Source organism: Sneathiella sp. P13V-1, assembly GCF_015143595.1.
GTDB lineage: Bacteria > Pseudomonadota > Alphaproteobacteria > Sneathiellales > Sneathiellaceae > Sneathiella.
In genome coordinates this window covers 129,058-145,017 of sequence record NZ_WYEU01000002.1, presented here as the reverse complement: position 1 = coordinate 145,017, position 15,960 = coordinate 129,058, and the positions used below count along the sequence as shown (strand labels likewise).

14 protein-coding genes are annotated in these 15,960 nt (G+C 48.0%); 7 read left to right on the top strand and 7 right to left on the bottom strand.

Going from position 1 to position 15,960, the window contains the following annotated elements; all coding sequences use genetic code 11:
• The first annotated feature begins 77 nt into the window (after positions 1–77).
• Positions 78–527 (top strand): PaaI family thioesterase, encoded by a 450-nt coding sequence (locus tag GUA87_RS07605; RefSeq protein WP_193715969.1) that lies wholly within the window; start codon positions 78–80, stop codon positions 525–527.
• A 4-nt stretch (positions 528–531) separates the two neighbouring features.
• Here GUA87_RS07605 and GUA87_RS07600 read toward each other — a convergent pair whose 3' ends face one another.
• Complete coding sequence (locus tag GUA87_RS07600; RefSeq protein ID WP_193715968.1) at positions 532–1,227, bottom strand: NnrU family protein; 696 nt, start codon at positions 1,225–1,227, stop codon at positions 532–534.
• Positions 1,228–1,346: 119 nt separating this feature from the next.
• Complete coding sequence (locus tag GUA87_RS07595) at positions 1,347–1,577, bottom strand: hypothetical protein (RefSeq protein WP_193716996.1); 231 nt, start codon at positions 1,575–1,577, stop codon at positions 1,347–1,349.
• A gap of 109 nt (positions 1,578–1,686) precedes the next feature.
• Between GUA87_RS07595 and gpt the strand changes: the two genes are divergently transcribed.
• The 5 genes from gpt to GUA87_RS07570 all read left to right on the top strand — a co-directional run bounded on the left by gpt (position 1,687) and on the right by GUA87_RS07570 (position 8,029).
• Positions 1,687–2,181 carry a xanthine phosphoribosyltransferase gene (gene gpt, locus GUA87_RS07590; RefSeq protein WP_193715967.1) on the top strand — a complete coding sequence of 165 codons (495 nt, stop codon included), beginning with the start codon at positions 1,687–1,689 and terminating at the stop codon, positions 2,179–2,181.
• A 5-nt stretch (positions 2,182–2,186) separates the two neighbouring features.
• A complete protein-coding gene (otnI, locus tag GUA87_RS07585; protein ID WP_193715966.1) occupies positions 2,187–2,972 on the top strand; it encodes a 2-oxo-tetronate isomerase in 786 nt (261 codons plus the stop codon).
• Positions 2,973–3,083: 111 nt separating this feature from the next.
• Positions 3,084–4,853, top strand: coding sequence for a chloride channel protein (locus tag GUA87_RS07580; protein ID WP_193715965.1), 1,770 nt, complete (start codon positions 3,084–3,086; stop codon positions 4,851–4,853).
• A gap of 58 nt (positions 4,854–4,911) precedes the next feature.
• A complete protein-coding gene (locus GUA87_RS07575; RefSeq protein WP_193715964.1) occupies positions 4,912–7,179 on the top strand; it encodes an ATP-dependent helicase in 2,268 nt (755 codons plus the stop codon).
• A complete protein-coding gene (locus GUA87_RS07570) occupies positions 7,163–8,029 on the top strand; it encodes a 50S ribosomal protein L11 methyltransferase (RefSeq protein ID WP_193715963.1) in 867 nt (288 codons plus the stop codon). The genes GUA87_RS07575 and GUA87_RS07570 overlap by 17 nt, the downstream gene beginning before the upstream one ends.
• A gap of 51 nt (positions 8,030–8,080) precedes the next feature.
• Here the strand turns inward: GUA87_RS07570 and GUA87_RS07565 are convergent, their stop codons facing one another.
• A complete protein-coding gene (locus tag GUA87_RS07565) occupies positions 8,081–8,608 on the bottom strand; it encodes a DUF1127 domain-containing protein (RefSeq protein WP_193715962.1) in 528 nt (175 codons plus the stop codon).
• Positions 8,609–8,651: 43 nt separating this feature from the next.
• A complete protein-coding gene (locus tag GUA87_RS07560; protein WP_193715961.1) occupies positions 8,652–8,939 on the bottom strand; it encodes a hypothetical protein in 288 nt (95 codons plus the stop codon).
• Between the two features lie 192 nt (positions 8,940–9,131).
• Here GUA87_RS07560 and GUA87_RS07555 point away from each other — a divergent pair, with 192 nt between their 5' ends.
• Positions 9,132–11,165, top strand: a complete 2,034-nt coding sequence (locus GUA87_RS07555) for an aminopeptidase P family protein (RefSeq protein WP_321575888.1) — start codon at positions 9,132–9,134, stop codon at positions 11,163–11,165.
• Here the strand turns inward: GUA87_RS07555 and ligA are convergent.
• Genes ligA through GUA87_RS07540 form a run of 3 tightly spaced genes read right to left on the bottom strand, consistent with a single transcriptional unit; the run spans position 11,155 to position 15,800 of the window.
• A complete protein-coding gene (ligA, locus tag GUA87_RS07550; protein ID WP_193715960.1) occupies positions 11,155–13,254 on the bottom strand; it encodes an NAD-dependent DNA ligase LigA in 2,100 nt (699 codons plus the stop codon). The genes GUA87_RS07555 and ligA overlap by 11 nt on opposite strands.
• A gap of 4 nt (positions 13,255–13,258) precedes the next feature.
• Positions 13,259–14,920, bottom strand: coding sequence for a DNA repair protein RecN (recN, locus tag GUA87_RS07545; RefSeq protein ID WP_193715959.1), 1,662 nt, complete (start codon positions 14,918–14,920; stop codon positions 13,259–13,261).
• Positions 14,921–14,933: 13 nt separating this feature from the next.
• Positions 14,934–15,800, bottom strand: coding sequence for an outer membrane protein assembly factor BamD (locus GUA87_RS07540; RefSeq protein ID WP_227711798.1), 867 nt, complete (start codon positions 15,798–15,800; stop codon positions 14,934–14,936).
• Positions 15,801–15,960 lie beyond the last annotated feature (160 nt).

Sequence of the window (15,960 nt, the reverse complement as noted above, 5' to 3'; positions counted from 1 at the left end):
AAAAGTGTGATGTCCGTTATTGATTTTGACAAATGAGACAGGCATAGTCCAAAAAATAAACTAACAAGAGAAGACAAATGAAAACCTCCCCCGACTTAAGTAAATTGACAGGCCTAGAACAGTTAAACCTCGCTTTTAACCAAGGCCAAAAACGTGCCCCGATTGGTGACACCATGGATTTTGATCTTGTTTCAGCAGAAGAAGGAAAAGTTGTTTTTGAAGGCGTCCCAGCTGCGGGGCACTTAAACCCAATTGGAACGGTACATGGTGGCTATGCTGCGACATTGCTGGATTCCGCACTGGGGTGCAGTGTGCATTCCGTCCTTGAAGCTGGCGAACGTTATACGACAATCGATCTCAACGTTAAGTACATTCGCGCCATGATGCCGGGCATGGGAAAAGTTATCTGCACAGGGCATGTCGTACACAAGGGGCGCAGAATGGCAACCGCAGAGGCACGCCTTGTGGATGAAAATGGCAAGTTGTACGCCCACGGCAGCACAACTTGCATGGTAATGTCTGATTAACCGGTTATTTAAATGGAAAAGGTGAAACCCCAATCACCATCAGATGCGTGTGGTAGAAGGCCATAAAGACTACAACGCCAATAGCCACACGCCACCATAATGCCTTGACACTCAACTTGGCACGCCCCGTTAGAATAGCTGCAAATGGGATATTTGACGTACGGCGTGCATACTCATCCCACTTCTCTCCCAACTCTTTTTCACGCTTGGCATCAATTAACAATGTCCCTGCGAGAGCCAATCCCCCAAAACCACAGAAGAATATGATGGATTTGACATCGCCATTGTTCATAAGGTGCACAATTGACCAAAGCACAAAAGACCACATCATCGGATGACGCGTAATGGCGTTAAGTCCGGAATACGCCCCCACGCTATCAATTGTTTTCTGCGCCTTTGCTCCGGTTGGGTTCATTCCAGTAAACGGGCCAATAAACAGAACGGAGGCCACAAACATCAACGGTATGGCGGCATAACGCGCCCAATTTCCGGTTTCCCAAATTATATCGCCATAAGGAGCACCAAAATATGCCAACACCATCCACACCATCAGAATACCGGACAGGATGCTATAGCCAGCCATATAGACAGGCTCGCCAATTTTGTTCACAAGCGCGCCTCTTAAAAAGCTGGATGGAATAATGTGAATTGCCAAGAAAAGAACTGTAGCCGCCAGAAGGCCTTCAATTGAATCTGTCACGATTTCCCCCGCTAGAATATATCCAAATCGTCGCAGTGAAACATTGCCCAATTTCCGAGCATAAATCAGTATTTTTTTACATAAATCACAATAATTGCGACAGCGATCACGTTTGATATCTAGTCTGGTATCTGCTGACGGCCTTCATCCGTTAATCGGCACACCAACCAATCCGGCTTAATTGGATTATTAAACCACGGCTCCGCCCACCCACTCTCAACGCACGATTTTATGGTGGTTGGTTTAATCATTTGCCCATCACGATCAAAAAGTGGCAGCTTGCCTCCAGCCTGATATTTCCCCATCATCAGATAGCGCAATTGTGCTTTTGTCGGCTTTTTCTGTCCCATATGGGCAATATAGAGCACTTTTGAGCCTTTTCCCAATTTTTGGGGGTTTTCAATTACACACGAACGAGATAAAAATCCGCGCAACATTTTTCATGTGAGGAGCGTGAACATGGGCGATCCAGCCGGTTATACGAAATATTTCCCTGTCTCCTGGGAAGAGTTGCACAGAAACGGACGCGCGCTAGCGTGGCGCCTTTCAGAAATCGGACCAATTGAAGGCATTGTTGCAGTAACACGAGGCGGTCTGGTCCCAGCGGCGATTGTGGCCCGAGAACTTGACATCCGCAACATCGACACCGTGTGTATTGCAGCCTACCGCGACGATAAAACCGTTGGTGAAGTCGATATCATTAAAGGTCTGGATATTCCAAACAACGGTAAGGGATGGTTGATTGTTGACGATCTGGTTGACAGCGGCATTACAGCAAAATATGTCCGCGAAATGATTCCGGAAGCCCATTTTGCTACGATCTATGCAAAGCCAAAAGGCCGCCAGCGGGTAGATACTTTTATTACAGAAGTCAGTCAGGACACATGGATCCTCTTCCCCTGGGATCAGGCCCCCTCTTTCGCGGAACCAATCATCAAGAAAACTGAGGGATAATTCCCATGATCAAGCTGGCCGCGAATTTGAGCTTTCTCTATACCGAAGTTCCTTTTCGCGACCGCTTTGCTCTTGCTGCCGAAGACGGTTTTGATGCCGTCGAATATTTATTCCCATATGAATATACCGCATCAGAGCTGGCAGAATTGCTCGCCGCCCATAATCTCACTCAAGCACTGTTTAATTTATTTCCCGGCAATTGGGATAAAGGAGAGCGTGGCCTTGCCTCCCTCCCCGATAGGCAGTCTGAGTTTCAAGAAAGCGTCTTTCAGGCGATCTCTTACGCAACTGCACTTGGATGTAAGCAACTGCATGTTATGGCGGGCCTTAACTCCTCACAAATATCCAAAGAGGCGCAAACAGCCCTGTATGTCCAAAACTTGACTTGGGCTGCTGAACATGCAGCGCAAAAAGATATCACATTGACGATTGAGCCTATCAATCCAATTGATATGCCAGGCTATTTTTTGTGTGACTTCGATCAAGCCGCAAAAATCGTTAAAGATATCAACTCCCCTAACCTGAGACTACAATTCGATTTTTATCATTGTCATCGCATTTACGGGACCGTTCTCGATCGGTTGCAGGAGTATCTACCTCTGACAACGCATATCCAGATCGCCTCCCCCCCACTAAGGAGTGAACCTGGAACGGGTGAGCTTGCATATGCTCCCTTGTTCAGTCATTTAGAAAGGCAGGGTTATGACGGTTTTATTGGCTGTGAGTACAAGCCACTTAAAGACTCCAAATCATCTTTGAAATGGGCAGCCCCTTATCTCGCAACCGGTTGAAAGATTTGCAGTATCGACATAAAACAGGTAGTGCTAACACTCACAAATAACAAACAGAATAAAATCTTATAGTCCAAGGTTCCACGCATCATGCTTTTCTCTGAGTTTAACTTGTCAAAAAAGAAACTCTGGTCCTCTGCGGGAGCCGTTAAGAACAACCTGTCCGTAAAACTGCTCTTATGCTCCCTCGGCATAGGCTTACTTGCAGGATACGGAGCCTTGGCGTTCCGCTTCTTGATTGCCGAAACTCAAAATCTGTTTTACGGCTTCGATGATGAATTAGTTGTAAGCGGAACTGCTGACTTACCGTGGTGGCAGATTATGCTGATCCCGGTTATTGGTGGCCTCATCATAGGTGTTTTCTTGAGATACGCTGTACCAGAACGCCGCATACAAGGCGTTGCGGACGTTATAGAGGCCTCTGTCCTTCGAAAAGGAAAAATGAAACTTTGGGTTGGGATCAGCAGCTTTCTTGCAAGCGGTGTCTCCCTCGGAACAGGATCTTCAGGAGGCCGGGAAGGCCCTGTTGTACATTTTGCCGCAATGCTTGGCAGTCAGGTTGGGCAGCGACTGCGACTTCCTTCCAAATATTATCCAATTCTGATCGGGTGCGGGGTTGCCTCAGGTGTTGCGGCGTCTTTTAACGCGCCGATTGCGGGCATGTTCTTCGCCCTTGAAGTGGTCATCGGATCGCTAGCCACTCAGGCCGTTGCTCCTATTGTACTGGCATCTGTTGTCGGCACCGTTGTTAGCCGCATACACATTGGAGATTTCCCTGCCTTTATCATTCCTGACTATAACATCGTCACATGGTGGGAACTTCCGGCTATTGCTCTGCTGGGTGTCGTCTCCGCCATAGTGGCACTTCTATTTGTCTGGAGCATCACTTTCTCTGAGGAAGTGATCAACAAGTTTAAGATCCCGGACGTCTTTAGACCTGCAGCTGGCGGATTTGTTCTAGGAATTATTGCCCTCGCGTTTCCGCAAATCATTGGTGTTGGTTATGAAGCAACGGACCAGGCCCTTAAAGAAGAATATGATCTAATACTGCTTCTGTCCTTGATTGTGGTGAAAACAATTGCAGTGGGCATTACTGCGGGTAGCCGATTTGGCGGTGGTTTTTTCTCCCCGTCCCTTTTCGTCGGGGCGATGACGGGCGGGGCCTTCGGTATCATTGCCGCCTATATCTCCCCTGAAATGGCTGCAAGCCACGGACTATATGCCATTATCGGCATGACAGCAGTAGCCTCATCAGTTCTTGGCGCGCCGATATCCACAATTCTGATCGTGTTTGAATTAACGGGCGACTACCGATTATCCATCGCAGTCATGGTGGCCGTTGCGGTGACAACGATCATCACAAAACAATTGCTCGACCGAAGCATTTTCCAGGTTCAACTGGAACGTCGAAACATTGACGTTAAAGAAAGCCGCGCACTGCGATTTCTGAAATATCGACAAGTTCGCGGCATCATGGATCGTGACTTCATCGAAATTCCTTTTGCGACCAATATGACAGATCTACGCCACATCGTCAGCCAGCATAATCATGACAAGTTTGTGGTAATTGACCCTGAAAACAAGTCATTCGTTGGCCGCTTGGTATATGCAGACCTTCGCCCCCACCTTTTTGGAAACACGGATGAAGATCCAGCACTTGCGGGCAACCTGGTTCATTCAGATGGACCGGTTATTTTTCCGGATTCCAGCCTTAAGTCAGCCCTCTCGATCATGACAGAGGCGGCAGTGGAATGTTTGCCGGTTATCGATACAGCAACGGAAACCCGTCTTGTTGGCTTGCTTCATTACCACGATTTACTGCGTGAGTATAACGCTGCCCTTCTTAAACTTGAAGAACGGGACGAGGAAGAAAATAAATAGGCTTGAGTCTCACTTTACAGACTAGAACAAAACGCGACCATAGGATATACAAAGACCTATGGAAAACGAATTTGATCTGGCCGCTTTCGATGCCGCCCCACAAGCAAAAACAGTGGATACAAGCTATCTCAATGGCCTGAATGAAGGGCAGCGGGCTGCGGTTGAAGCAACCGATGGACCCGTTCTTGTTTTGGCGGGCGCGGGCACTGGTAAAACAAGGGTTCTCGTTACCAGACTTGCACATATCCTGAATACCAAGGATGTGCGAGGATGGGAAATTCTTGCGGTCACATTTACCAACAAAGCCGCTCAGGAGATGCGGGGGCGTACAGCCGCCCTTATTGGGCCAGAAGCCATCGATATCAAGCTGGGGACTTTCCACTCAATTGGAGTCTGGTTGCTTCGACAACATGCGGAACTTGTTGGGCTATCTCCCAACTATACCATTTTAGATACCGATGATCAGTTGCGATTGATCAAACAGATCCTGCTTGATGAAGGCATTGACGTAAAGAAGTGGCCACCACGTGGATTGGCTGCCGTCATTGACCGGTGGAAAGACAAAGGCCTTTCCCCGGATCAGATTTCATCTGCGGATGGGGACAGTTTCGCCCATGGCCGCGCAACTGAGCTTTATCGTATTTATCAGGAACGGCTTCTGGGTCTCAACGCGTGTGATTTTGGTGACCTACTATTGCATCCCTTACGCATTTTTATGGCGCACCCTGATATTCTGGCGAAGTACCAAAATCGTTTCAAATATGTTCTGGTGGATGAATATCAGGATACCAATGTTGCACAGTATTTGCTGCTTAGGCTATTGGCGCAGGGGCATAAAAATATCTGTTGTGTGGGCGATGATGACCAGTCCATTTACGGATGGCGCGGCGCAGAAGTCGGCAATATTCTTCGCTTTGAAGAAGATTTTCCAGGCGCCAATGTTATCCGCCTTGAACGGAACTACCGCTCGACTGCCCACATTCTGGGGGCTGCTTCTGGCCTGATCCATAACAATGAAAGCCGCCTTGGAAAAACTTTGTGGACCGAAGATAACGATGGTGAAAAAGTTATCTTGAAAGCCATATGGGACGGACAAGCCGAAGCCAAATGGGTTGCAGAAGAAATCGAAGCACAGCAACGCCAAAAAGTGAGCTTAAACGACATTGCCATCCTCGTTCGCGCCAGTTTTCAAACACGTGAGTTCGAAGAGGTGTTCCTCTCTTTGGGCATCCAATATCGTATTATCGGTGGCCTGCGATTTTATGAAGGCAAAGAAATTCGCGACATGCTGGCATACCTTAGGGTCATTAATCAAAAAGATGACGGCCTTGCTTTTGCACGGATCTATAACTTGCCAAAACGAGGTTTAGGTCAAAAGGCACTGGAGACCCTTCAAAAAATCGGCAATGACCTTGGCATGTCTTTGCCACGTGCCGCTGAATATGCGGTTGAACATAGTTTATTCAAGGGCAAGTCTCATACGACCCTTAAAGATCTGATGGAGAAGTTCGACAGCTGGCGGGAACAAAAAGATTTCATTCCCCCGGCGGAACTTGCCGAACAGGTTATGGAAGACAGCGGCTACCTGCAGATGTGGAAGGATGACAAAACATCTGAAGGCCCGAAGCGCGTTGAAGGTTTGAAAGAGCTGGTCCGCGCCCTTTCCGAATATGAAAGCCTTGATGAGTTTCTGGAACATGTCGCGCTTGTCATGGAAAACGACCAGAATAAAAATGATGACGCGGTCAGTATTATGACGTTGCACGCGGCAAAAGGTCTAGAATATGACACTGTATTCCTGCCCGGATGGGAAGAAGGCCTGTTCCCTCATCAGCGGGCTTTGGATGAAAACGGTCTGCAAGCATTAGAGGAAGAACGCCGTCTTGCCTATGTCGGCATCACGCGCGCGCGAAAGAACCTGTTTATCAGTCATGCAAGCAACCGCCGCATACATGGACAATGGCAATCGTCTATTGCCAGCCGGTTTGTCAGTGAGCTTCCAGCGGAACATTTAATTGAACACGGCGAAAACGGCCTTTACAGCCGGCGTGATACAGAAACGGCAAGCACCAGCCAATGGTCTGGTGGCACAGCTGGCCATCTGTCAGATATTTTATTGCGGCGCGCAAAGCAGAATGAAACCCTTATTGATAATAGCGCTAAAGCTGTCAACGATGGCAACAGTGGCATTCAAAAAGGGGACCGAGTATTCCATCAGAAATTCGGATATGGCCGCGTCCTGAAAAAAGACGGAATTAAACTGGAAGTCGCCTTTGATAAGGCCGGAACCAAGAAAGTGATGGAAAATTTTGTCCAAATCGCCTGAAGCCGCGAACCTGTGGCAACTTTCTTTATCCGATAGTCTGGATAGAGTTCAAATGCTGGAAATGCTGTTTGAAGACCATGCCCTCACCACCTCATTGGCCGAGGAGGTTGATGATGGTAGTGTCTGGCGTATGGATGCGCTTTTTGATGGAGAACCAGACGGCTGGATTGTTGACCAGCTTCCAGAGGATGTAAATTATACCCTTGCACCGCTGGAGCAAAAAGACTGGGTGAGCGAAAGTCAGAAGCAACTTCCTCCTGTTTCCGCAGGACGATTTTACGTGCATGGCTCCCATGACTCGAAACACAGGGTTACCTCTTACCACGACCTTACAATTGATGCAGGTCGTGCCTTTGGGACAGGCCTTCATGAGACAACGTTTGGGTGCCTCAACGCAATTGATGATCTGCACAAACGCAAAAATATAATGAATGCGTTGGACTTGGGATGTGGCTCCGGTGTATTGGCGCTCGCGATTGCCAAAGCGTGGGGCCGTCCGGTTACAGCAAGCGACATTGACCCGGATGCCGTTACAGTCACTTATGAAAACGCGCGCCAGAACAAACTTTTACCGCTAATTCGCGCTATTGAAGCGACTGGACTTAACGATAATTATCTATCGCAAAAAGCACCATATGATTTGATCGTTGCCAATATCCTCGCATGGCCGCTTGTTGCCCTGGCACCTACAATTTCAAAAGCCCTGCAAGTCAATGGAACACTTATACTGTCAGGATTGCTCGGAAAACAGGAAGTGATGGTGCGCAATGCTTATCGCCTACAAGGGCTGGCATTAAAACGTCGATATGCCGTGGGTCAATGGCATACACTTGTTCTTGAGAGAACATAAAAAAAAGCCCGGTGAAAACCGGGCTTTTCTGATCAACTATACACCATCTACTTAGCTGACTTTACGACCTGTTTCGTCGTTAGCAGCAGTATAGTTGTCGTTAGCAAGTAAGCCTTTACCACTTACAGCGGCTGCAATGTCACCACGTGTCAGACCAATGTCGCTCAGCTGACGTGCATCCATAGCCATCAGTTGCTCATAACCGTTTTTCTGGCTGCGCCAGTGACGGAAACCTTCAAAACCAGATACAACCAGTTGGAAAAGTTTCTTTGTCAGCGATGGGCGAACAACAACATCACCGAGTACTGCGTGATGAATGTTAGAACGTGTCACGCCCATATCAGCCAGTTCACGGTTTGACATACCGTTCAGTGTTGCGATTGCATTCTGATTTGCACGGTATGTTTTGTAACGATCAGCAACTGCACCAAAAACTGCTTTGAAGGTTGCTGTGAAATATGCGCTACGCAGTTGATGTGCGTTGGCAATTGCACCTTCGATATCAATTTTGTTGTTGTTTGCTGTAATAGGCCGCAGCAGGGCAACGGCATCCAGATCTTTTTCAGTAAAGCTGAACATTTTGTGTTCTCCTACAATGCAGGTCACGCGGGCCTGACTTGATTTAAGCAATTTTCTCTTCAGTCACCAAACCGTCATTCTGGTTTGCGGCTGAATCATGGTTTCTTAGTTCGCTGGTAACTGCCTGATTGAGAAATCCTCGATCCAGATTCAGTTCCAGCTGCTGGTTCACATCCACAATGGACTGAACCTCACTCGCTGGTAGGAAGTACGACATGAGCTTCATGAAAAATGTCGTCTTCTCAGCCGTATTCTTCTTTTCCGCATTGATGGCTTCAAAACCATATGGCAGGTGAAGGGCTTTTCCGTATTTCTCATTTCTTGCAAACATCGTGAACTCCGTACATTTGTTCCTGATGAAGTTTATATTGCACCGCACACAATAAAAAACAATGCCTTAGAGGCCAAATCTGCCCGCTAAGTTGGAAATGGTGCATTGCAGAAAATGCATAGCTCCAATTGAAATTACCTTTAAGATAGGTCATATAGGGAGGGCAACCATTTGAAATAACGGGGAATTCCGGTGCTCGACACACTTCAACAGCTATGCAAAGACATCAATACAGAACAACAAGCAGATGGCCTGAAATGGACAGAAGATAACTTTTTGTTAACCCTGAAATCCATTGCTGCAGCGCCAAAACGCCCCGACAATAGTCAACTTATTCCGCATTTCTTTCCCGGCATTTCAGATTCTCTGCATAAAAGAGCCTCAGAACTGGTGAGCGAACTTCGCGATGAAATGCTTGCTGATATTCTTAATCGACCTGCCAGCTCCCAACGACTTGAAGAATTACGGGAAGCCATGCGGGAGAAAAATGTAGATGTTTTCCTTGTCCCATTGGCTGATGAATTTCATGGGGAAGCAACCTCACTTTCCGCTGAACGTCTGAAATGGCTGACAGGATTTACAGGATCAGCAGGATTTGCCGCAGTCGCACAGGAGAGCGCAGCAATATTTGTGGATGGCAGATATACGCTACAGGTGCAGAATGAAGTGGATACAAAACTCTTCACGCCTCGCCATGTGAGCGAGGAGCCCCTGAGCGAGTGGTTGCTCGAAACATTGAAAGTCGATAGTAGGTTCGCCATTGATCCGTGGCTACATACTGAAAGTGCTGTAAATAACCTAAAGTCCATTGCCGACAAAGCAGGAGCGGAATTTCTTACCCTCCCTTCAAATCCAATTGATAACATTTGGCAAAACCGCCCCCCTCATTCACTGGCATTGGTGAGGTCTCATCCTGATGACCTTGCGGGTCAGACAAGTGCGGAGAAATGTACCCAAATCGCAAATATATTAAAAGAAGACGGCATTGATGCTGTTTTGCATAACCTGCCGGATGTTGTGTGTTGGCTCCTGAATGTGAGAGGGGCAGATCTTCCCTGTACACCTTTCGCTTTGTCGCAGGTGATTTTATACGCTGATGGCACTGCAGACTGGTTTATCAACCCGGGTAAATTAAGCCCCAGTGTAACGTCATCACTCAGCCCAGACGTAACCGTTCGGGCACCAGAGGAAATGACCGCGCGCCTTGCAGAACTTGGCAGCAAGAAAGTCCAGTTAGATCCCACTTCCGCAAGCCAATGGTTCATTGATCAATTGGAGAATGCAGGAGCAACAATCATACGGAAAGAGGATCCCTGTCTGTTGCCTAAAGCAACGAAAAATGAAGTTGAAGTTGAAGGTATGCGTAAAGCGCATATCCGTGATGGCGTTGCCATGGCCAAGTTCCTTCACTGGCTTGGGGCTGCGGCGCAAGATGGAAAAAGAAATGAACTGGAAGCTGAAAGTGTATTATATGCCTTCCGCTCAGAAGGAGAGCATTTTCAAGATGTCAGTTTCAATACCATCTCTGGCGCAGGTTCCAATGGTGCTATCGTCCACTATCGCGCGACAGAAGAAAGTTGCAAAACGCTGGAGCGCGGAAATCTCTATCTAGTGGATAGCGGCGGACAATATCTTGATGGTACAACGGATATCACCCGCACTGTGGCCATTGGTGAGCCGAAAGATGAAATGAAGCGGCGGTTTACGCTTGTTTTAAAGGGGCATATTTCCCTCGCGACAGCAGCCTTCCCAAAAGGGACAACGGGCAGTCAGTTGGATACCCTTGCACGGCAACATTTATGGAAAGAAGGGCTGGATTATGACCACGGTACGGGCCATGGGGTTGGTAGCTACCTTTCCGTGCACGAAGGACCCCACCGCGTATCAAAAATGCCAAGCACCGTAGCCCTTACCAAAGGTATGGTTCTGTCTAACGAGCCCGGTTATTACAAAACAGGTGAATACGGCATTCGTATCGAAAATCTGGTGACGGTAGTTGATCACCAAGCCCCAACCCGAGCAGAGCGGGAGACATTAGCATTTGAAAACCTGACATTCGCACCCATTGACAACAGACTCATTGAGACATCCATTCTAAACTCAGATGAGATCGATTGGATTAATGACTATCATGCTGAGGTGAGAGAAAAGATCTCACCTCTCCTGTCAGGTGACGTCAAAGACTGGCTTATTGAAGCAACAAAACCGCTCCAAGTCAGTCTTTAGTAATCATATCCAACCATTCCTGCTCTGTCAGGGTCTGAACACCAAGGCTTTCTGCCTTTTTAAGTTTCGATCCTGCCTTAGCACCGGCAACCAGATAATCTGTTTTCGCAGAAACCGAGCCACTAACCTTTGCGCCCAAGCTCTCTGCCTGAGCTTTAGCTTCGGCGCGGGTCATCAGCTCCAGTGAACCAGTGAAGACAACGGTTTTACCCGCGACTTCACTCTCCAGATCTGGGGCTTCAAATTCAATAACAGTTACCTCTTTCATAAGATCAAAAAGTAGCTCACGGTTTTGTGGTTCACTAAAGAACTCTTTAACCGCATCGGCAACTGCTTCACCAATCCCATCGATATTGAGAAGCTCGGTGTAGGCGACTCCCTGATCTGTCTGCTCCGCGTCGAAAGCTTTCATCAAGGCATCAATGGTCAAATAATTCTTCGCCAGAAGTCGTGCATTACCTTGACCAATATGACGGATGCCAAGGGCAAAGATAAACCTGTCCAGATCAACCGAGCGCCGATCGTCAATGGCATTGAATAAGTTACTGACTGCCTTATCCCCAAAACCTTCCAGGTTTTTAATCTTGCGAAGATCTTTTTTGTCATTTTCTTCAAGCCGGAAAATATCAACAGGCGTTTTGATTTTCTCAAGATTATAGAAAAGCTCCACCTGTTTTGCGCCCAAACCATCAATATCAAAAGCATTACGGGAAATGAAATGCTTCAAACGTTCCACCGCTTGTGCTTTGCAAACCAGTCCACCCGTACAACGCCGCACCACATCATCTTTCCCTGTAGTGGGGTTCTTCTCTCGTACCGCGTGGCTTCCGCACACAGGGCAGGTTTTTGGAAATTCAAAAACCTCAGCACCCTCTTCTCTCTTATCCAGTTGCACTTCGACAATTTGCGGGATTACGTCACCGGCACGCTGAATGACAACGGTATCCCCGATGCGGACATCTTTACGTTCGATTTCTTCTTCATTGTGAAGCGTGGCATTGGAGACGACAACACCGCCCACATTCACAGGCTCTAGACGCGCAACAGGTGTCAGCGCCCCAGTGCGTCCAACCTGAATATCAATAGCCAGAAGTTTGGTAATCGCTTTTTCAGCCGGAAACTTGTGTGCGATCGCCCATCGCGGACTGCGACTTACAAAGCCCAAGCGATCCTGCCAATCAAGGCGATTCACTTTAAACACAACGCCATCAATATCGTAATCCAGCGAGGCGCGATCTGCTTCGATCTGATTATATGCCTCGATGGCCTCTTCCATATTCAGGCATACTTTCGAATACGGGTTCACTTGAAAACCCCAAGCCTTGAACTGATCCAGAATTTCTTTTTGAGTCTGCCCGGGAAGTTCGGCAACTTCCCCCCATGCGTATGCAAAGAATTTCAGCTTCCGGCTTTTGGTAACTTTCACATCCAGCTGACGCAGTGATCCCGCTGCTGCATTTCGCGGATTGGCAAAGACTTTTGCATCTTTCTTCGCCTGATTTTCATTAAGTTCCTGAAAATCAGAGATCGCCATATAAACTTCACCGCGAACTTCAAATACGTCCGGAATACTGTCTCCCTGCAATTGCTTGGGGATATCCTCAATGGTTTTCAGGTTTTCGGTAATATCCTCACCTTCCCGACCATCTCCTCGCGTTGCACCGCGGACGAACACACCCTTTTCGTATCTAAGTGACGCAGAAAGGCCGTCGATCTTGGGTTCGGAAAAGAAAGCCACATTTTCATCAACCGGCCGACCCAGAAAACGCTTAACCCGTATTTCAAATTCACGAAGGTCCGCATTATCGAAGGCGTTATCCAGGGATAGCATCGGCACAGCATGCAGAACCTTACCAAACCCGCGCGAAGTGGCCGCCCCGACCGTCTGAGTAGGGCTGTCCGCTTTTACCAAATCAGGATAAGCCGCTTCCAACTCTTTCAATTGCAGCATCAACGCGTCATATTCTGCATCAGAGATGTTAGGGTCATCTTCTTGATAATAGGCGCGATTTTGCTCTTTCAGATATTCAGACAGGCGCTCATGCTCTTCCGCTGCATCCTGTAGCGAAAGGGGGGTGTTCTCAGCCATGGAATTATCCTTCAATTAAAGTACGTGCGGCCGCCCGGGCTTCGTCTGTAATTTTTGCACCCGACAACATCCTAGCCACTTCTTCTAGGCGCGCAGCTTCATCCAACGGAATGACATCTGTCACAGTGTCGGTTTCTTGTTGGTGTTTTTTAATGTGCCAATGCGCATCACCCATGGAAGCAACTTGCGGAGAATGGGTAATTACAAGAACCTGCAATTCATCTGCAAGTCTTGCAAGCCTTTCTCCCACAGCATCCGCAGTCGCACCACCAACGCCGCGGTCCACCTCATCAAAAACCAAAGTTGGGGCAGAACCGGATTGCGCGAGCACCACTTTCAGCGCCAACATAAATCGTGAAAGCTCACCGCCCGAGGCAACCTTGATCAGTGGTCCTGGGTTACTACCCGGATTTGTTGCGATTTGAAATTCAACCTTATCCATTCCAGTAGCTGACCAGGAATTCTCAGGTAACTCCTCCACACGGGTCATGAAACGGGCTGCCCCAAGCCTTAAAGGCTCTAACTCAGCCATCACTGCTTTGTCCATCTTGGTCGCCGCTTTGATCCGCTGGGCTCTCAACGCTTCTGCCTTCTCTATATAGTCAGCGCGCGCCTTTTGAACTTCTTCCTTCAAACGCTGGATTTCAGCATCTCCAAATTCAACGGCACGCAGCCTTTCCTGAAACTGCTCCAATACGCTGGGAAGAGCAGAGACGTCGCACTTGTGTTTTCTGGCGGCGGCCCTCAAGGCGAAAAGCCTTTCTTCAACATGCTCCAGTGCTGTTGGATCCATATCAAGGTCCCGGCCAACAGCATCAATCGTCATCACGGCTTCAGATAGTTCAATTGCCGCCCGCTCAAGTCCTTCAAGCACAGGCCCTAAACTATCACCCGCCTTATCCAACACTCTTTCCACTGCACGTGTCGCTGTTCTGATTTTTCCCTCGACCCCGCCATTATCAGTGAGGGACTTACTTGCGTCATGTAGTGCCTCTGCGATCTTTTCCGCGTGCATCTGTTTTGCTCGCGTTTCAGAAAGAACTTCTTCCTCACCTTCTTCAGGTGAGAGCTCCTCAAGTTCTGCGACCACATGGCGAAGATAATCTTCATCCTCGCGCGCGCGGGCCATTTCGTCTTCTGCCTGAGCTAATCTATCTGTCAGATCCACAAAGGTTTCATATGATTTCCGGACAGAAGTAAGCGTCTTTTCAAGTTGTGCGAAAACATCAAGTACGGTCCGGTGACCACGGGCGTCCAACAGCCCACGCTCAGCATTCTGTCCATGTATCTCTACAAGTCCATCCCCGACAGACCTGAGAAGCGCAGCGCTAACAGCCTGATCATTAATGCTGGCCCTGTTACGACCATCGGAGCTGATAGTTCGCCGAAGAATAAGCGGTTCACCCCGCGCCACATCCAGATCTTCCAGCATTCCATATACAGGATGATCAGCGGGTAAGGAAAACTCCGCTGCCACACTTCCTTTTTCCTGACCTGCACGGATCAAACCCGTATCTGCACGTGCGCCGAGAGCAAGTGCAAGACTATCCAGCAGAATGGACTTACCTGCCCCGGTTTCACCGGTTAAAACGCACAGGCCTTCAGCGAAGGATAGATCCAGCTTGTTGATCAGAACAATATTGCGGATTGAGAGGGACGCCAGCATCAGCCCATGTCACCTAGAAAACTTTTTTCCAGGTTTTCACCAGCCAGGAATCTTCGTCCACTTCAGGCTTTAGATAATTATCGTCAAGCAGCGCATAGGAATCCTGATACCATTCACTTCCCGGAAAGTTATAGCCAAGAACAGCCGCCGCGTTTTGCGCCTCATCGGTCACACCAAGGGCCAAATAGGCTTCTGTCAAACGGTGCAGGGCTTCCGGCACATGGGTCGTTGTCTGAAAACGTTCAATGACCTGCCTAAAGCGATTGATAGCTGCGACATATTGCTTGGAGTTTAGATAATAGCGTCCAATTTCCATTTCCTTGCCAGCCAAATGATCCCGTGTCAGATCAATTTTCAACCGGGCATCGCGGGCATATTCCGTATTTGGAAAACGGCGCACCACTTTCTGCAAGGCTTCCAACGCTTGCCGTGTCACTTTCTGATCGCGCCCTACACCAGTGATTTGTTCATAATAGGAAATCGCAATCAGGTAATAAGCATAGGGAACATCCTTATTTCCCGGATGCAATTCGATAAAACGATCCGCCGCAAGGATTGCCTGATCATATTTATTGCTTTGATAGTAGGCGAAAGAGGACATCAATTGCGCCTTGGTGGACCACACAGAATATGGATGCTGACGCTCCACTTCATCAAAGCTGCGTGCCGCAAGCAAATAATCTTCATTATTAAGTTGGACAAGAGCCCTGTTATAGAGCACTTGCACAGCTTCTTCCTGATAGTCTTCAACCGCGTCATCGCTACTACAGGCAGCTAGAAACCCGCTGAATAACAAGGGGATGGCGACTAAACGCACTGTATTTTTAAGTTTCCGGAGCGGCATTTTTCCTACCAAGGCAAAGCGGTTATTTTCAGGCATTTTATCCAATGAACCCGCACTTGAAAAGCGCTGTTACAAGATATTTGTATGATGAACCTTTTTCACAATTATTTCATTATTTAGCTAAAATTGCATATAACGCTTCACCCTAAGTATTTAATATATAAGGATTAATCATAAGATGTATTTAAGAGCATTC